The organism is Actinosynnema sp. (assembly GCF_052038725.1).
In genome coordinates this window covers 1-3,593 of the sequence record NZ_JBQGCX010000660.1, presented here as the reverse complement: position 1 = coordinate 3,593, position 3,593 = coordinate 1, and the positions used below count along the sequence as shown (strand labels likewise).

Sequence of the window (3,593 nt, the reverse complement as noted above, 5' to 3'; positions counted from 1 at the left end):
CGGTTGCCGGCGCCGCGGAAATGGCGCATCCCGCCCTGCCGCGACGCGGCACGCGCTGGTTGCGTGCGGGGCCTCGGGCGCTATTGTCCGCAGCGCGCCCTCGTAACGATCGCGCGAGACCGACCGGCTTCGGGAGCACGGCGGTCTTCTCCTCCGCCCCGCCCAGCGCGGCCTTGCTGATCCTCGTGGTCGCCTCGTCCCGGTCGGCCCCCTCGCCGCGCCGGGGCCACCCGGCCTCGGCGAGCTTGGCCTGGGCGGCGGTCGTCGAGCCGTCCGACTCGTCCTGCCCGTCAACCGGTTGCTCAGCCACCCGAGACCTCCCTGCGCGACCACCGTCGGCAGCGAGGTTACCGCGCGCCCCGCGACCACCCGACGGTCGTGGGGCGTCCGCCGTCGCCGCCGGTCAGGCCGATCGCGACTCGCCGTGCCTGCCGCACGAGGCCGTCCACCCGCCGGGCGTCACCTGCACGACCATCCGCCGCGCGCACGCCCCGCAGAACCGGGGCGGGTCGACCACCCCGAGCCGCCGCGCGCACGCCCCGTGGTCGGCCCCGTCCCGCGCCCGGCCGCAGTGCCCGCAGTACACCTCGCCCGCGCTCACAGGACCTCGTTCAACGCCTTGATCGGCATGGCCAGCTCCGCCAGCATGTCCAGGTCCTCCTGGGCGGGCCGCCCGAGGTTGGTCAGGTAGTTCCCGACGATGATCGCGTTGATCCCGCCGAGCATCCCGCGCTTGGCCCCGAGGTCGCCGAACGTCAGCTCCCGCCCGCCCGCGAACCGCAGGACCGTGCGCGGCAGCGCCAGCCGGAACGCCCCGACCACCCGCAGCGCCTCCGCGCCCTCCACCACCGGGTAGTCCTCGTACGGGGTGCCGGGGTTGGGGATGAGGAAGTTGAGCGGCACCTCGTCGGGTTCGAGGGCGGCGAGCTGGGCGGCGAACTCGGCCCGCTGCGCCAGGCTCTCCCCCATGCCGATGATCCCGCCGCAGCACACCTCCATGCCCGCCGCGCGGACCATGCGCAGCGTGTCCCACCGCTCCTCCCACGAGTGCGTGGTGACCACGTTCGGGAAGTGCGAGCGGGCGGTCTCCAGGTTGTGGTTGTAGCGGTGCACGCCCATGGCGACCAGCTCGTCCACCTGCTCCTGGGTGAGCATCCCGAGCGAGCAGGCGATCTGGATGGGGTTGCCGTCGGCGCGGATGGCCTCGATCCCGGCGCGGACCTGCGCCAGCAGCCGCGCGTCCGGCCCGCGCACGGCCGCGACGACGCAGAACTCGGTGGCCCCGGTCTCGGCGGTCTGCCTGGCCGCGCGGACCAGTCCGGGCACGTCCAGCCAGGCCGAGCGCACCGGCGAGGGGAACCGGCCGGACTGGGAGCAGAAGTGGCAGTCCTCGGGGCAGCCGCCGGTCTTGAGGGACACGATGCCCTCCACCTCGACCTCGGGCCCGCACCAGCGCACCCGCACCCGGTGCGCGAGCGCGAGGAGTTCGGGGATCCGCTCGTCGGGCAGGGCCAGCACCCGCCGGACCTGCTCCTCGGTGAGCCCGACACCGCCTTCCAGCACGCGCTCCCCGGCCTCGGCGAGCACGTCGCCCGGCTGCTCGGCGCCGCTGGGCGCGGCCTGCTCGGGTGCTGCGGACACGACTTCTCCTCACGGTCGGCGGGTGCCGTCGACGACCGAGTGTGCCCGAGCGGGGCCGTCAGGTGACAGAGCGCGACGGGTGTGTCAGCAGGTGTGCGGCGCGGAGAACTTGTCCGGGTCGAACGTGCCGCCGAACCACGGCGACAGCCCGGCGCGCGCGACCTCCAGGAACTCCGCCCCGCTCAGCGCGCCCGCCCCGTCCGGCAGCACGCCCAGCAGCGGCGCGCCCGCGACCTCGGGCAGGTCGGCGAGGTTGCAGCGGGCGGCCAGGTCCGGGTGCTCGGGCCAGCGGCCGATGACCACGCCGATCGACTCCAGGCCGCGCCGCACCAGCACCTCGGCGGTGAGGGCGGTGGTGTTGAGGGTGCCGAGGGCGGCGTGGGCGACGACGAGCACGGGGGCGTGCAGCGCCCAGGCCGCGTCGGCGAGGGTGGCGCCCCGGTCGTCGAGCGGCACGAGCAGGCCGCCCGCGCCCTCCAGGAGGACCAGGTCGTGGGTGTCGTCCAGCTCGGTGGCCGCGCCCGCGATCTCGGCCGGGTGCGCGGTGGGCAGCCCGGAGCGGCGGGCCGCCGCCGCGGGGGACAGCGGGTCGGGGTAGCGGCGCAGCTCACGGGTGGTGACGGGGCCCGCCATCCGCTGGACCTCCGCCAGGTCCCCCGGCTCGCCGGGGAGGACACCGGTCTGCACCGGCTTGAGGACGGCCACCCGGCGGCCTTCGGCTGCCGCGATCGCCGCCAGCGCGGCCACGACCACGGTCTTGCCGACGTCGGTGCCCGTGCCGGTGATCACGAGGACGCTCACGGCCCACCACACTACGACGACACGCAGCGTTGCCGTGAGTGGCGCTCTACAGTCACCGGCATGGGTGAAATCGTGGTTTACAGCGCCGACTGGTGCGGGGACTGCCGCCGGGCCAAGGCGTGGTTCAGGGAGAACGGGGTGCCGTTCACCGAGGTGGACGTCGAGCACGACGAGGTGGCGCGCGAGCGGGCCGTGGAGATCGCGGGCGGGCGCAAGAACATCCCGGTGGTCGTGCTCGCGGACGGGACCGTCCTGGTGGAGCCCACGAACACCCAGTTGGCCTCGGCCGTAGCGGTCGAGGGCTGACGGCCCGTGGGGAAGGGGGCGCGCCGCAGGCGGCGGCAGCGGCAGGGGCAGCGCGCCCGCGACGAGGCGCGGCTCGCGCGCCGGACCGCCGGGCCGGTGGTCCGGGAGCGGTCGTGGTTCGAGCGGCTGAGCACCGGCAAGCAGGTGTGGCTGGTGCTGGCCGCGATCCCGCTGGGCGTGCTGGGCCACTACGTCCTGTGGTCGCACGTGGTCCCGCTGGTGGGTGAGGTCGTGGCCCCGATCCCGGTGGTGTCCACGGTGGTGGGCTGGCTGTTCGCGGGCGCCGCGTTCGCCGTGGGCGGGATCGCGATCCTGGTCGGGCGGTCCGGCGGGCCGGAGCGGGCGCGGCCGTGGCGGCGGGCCACCTGGGCGTGGGGGTCCGTCGCGGTGCTGATGGCCCCGGTCAGCGAGTGGTCGGACGTGCCGCTGCCGGTGGACTACTTCGGCGGGGTGTTCGCGGGCGCGTGGGGCGTGCTGGTGGCGCCGCTGGCGCTGGTCGTGGTCGCGCTGCTGTGGGCGGTCGTGGCGCGGTTCTCGGCGCGGGCCAGGGCGTACGGCGAGGGCGAGGGCGGGAACCGGCTGCCCGCGTGGCTGCTGATCGGGTACTCGGTGCTGCTGCTGGTGTGGGGGTCAACGCTGCTGCGCCAGTGAGGACGCCTCGGCCGCGGCGACCACGGCGGCGGCGATGTCGGCGACGTCCCGGTCGGTGCACACGAACGGCGGCATGGTGTAGACGAGGTCGCGGAACGGCCGCAGCCACACCCCGCGCTCGGTGGCGGCGGCGGTGGCGGCGGCCACGTCCACCTGGTGGTCCAGCTGCACCACGCCGATCGCGCCGAGCACCC

6 protein-coding genes and 1 pseudogene are annotated in these 3,593 nt (G+C 75.5%); 2 read left to right on the top strand and 5 right to left on the bottom strand.

The features are described 5' to 3' along the window. From ACTUAL_RS13920 to bioD, 4 genes are all read right to left on the bottom strand, one after another. Positions 1-310, bottom strand: a 310-nt coding sequence (locus ACTUAL_RS13920) for a hypothetical protein (RefSeq protein ID WP_440900530.1), incomplete at its 3' end; no start/stop codon positions are given. Between the two features lie 93 nt (positions 311-403). Beyond that, positions 404-601 carry a biotin synthase auxiliary protein BsaP gene (gene bsaP / locus ACTUAL_RS13915; protein ID WP_096496439.1) on the bottom strand — a complete coding sequence of 66 codons (198 nt, stop codon included), beginning with the start codon at positions 599-601 and terminating at the stop codon, positions 404-406. Further along, a complete protein-coding gene (bioB, locus tag ACTUAL_RS13910) occupies positions 598-1,641 on the bottom strand; it encodes a biotin synthase BioB (RefSeq protein ID WP_440900529.1) in 1,044 nt (347 codons plus the stop codon). Before bioB ends, bsaP begins: the two co-directional genes overlap by 4 nt. Before the next feature lie 84 nt (positions 1,642-1,725). Continuing rightward, complete coding sequence (gene bioD / locus ACTUAL_RS13905; protein ID WP_232520041.1) at positions 1,726-2,442, bottom strand: dethiobiotin synthase; 717 nt, start codon at positions 2,440-2,442, stop codon at positions 1,726-1,728. Positions 2,443-2,502: 60 nt separating this feature from the next. Between bioD and ACTUAL_RS13900 the strand changes: the two genes are divergently transcribed. Both ACTUAL_RS13900 and ACTUAL_RS13895 read left to right on the top strand, forming a co-directional pair. Then, entirely contained in the window at positions 2,503-2,748 is a 246-nt protein-coding gene (locus ACTUAL_RS13900; RefSeq protein ID WP_096496442.1) for a glutaredoxin family protein, read from the top strand. Positions 2,749-2,754: 6 nt separating this feature from the next. Next, positions 2,755-3,399, top strand: a complete 645-nt coding sequence (locus tag ACTUAL_RS13895) for a hypothetical protein (protein ID WP_096496443.1) — start codon at positions 2,755-2,757, stop codon at positions 3,397-3,399. Here the strand turns inward: ACTUAL_RS13895 and ACTUAL_RS13890 are convergent. Then, positions 3,379-3,593, bottom strand: a pseudogene (locus ACTUAL_RS13890) (adenosylmethionine--8-amino-7-oxononanoate aminotransferase BioA); the annotation flags it as partial. The gene ACTUAL_RS13895 and the pseudogene ACTUAL_RS13890 overlap by 21 nt on opposite strands.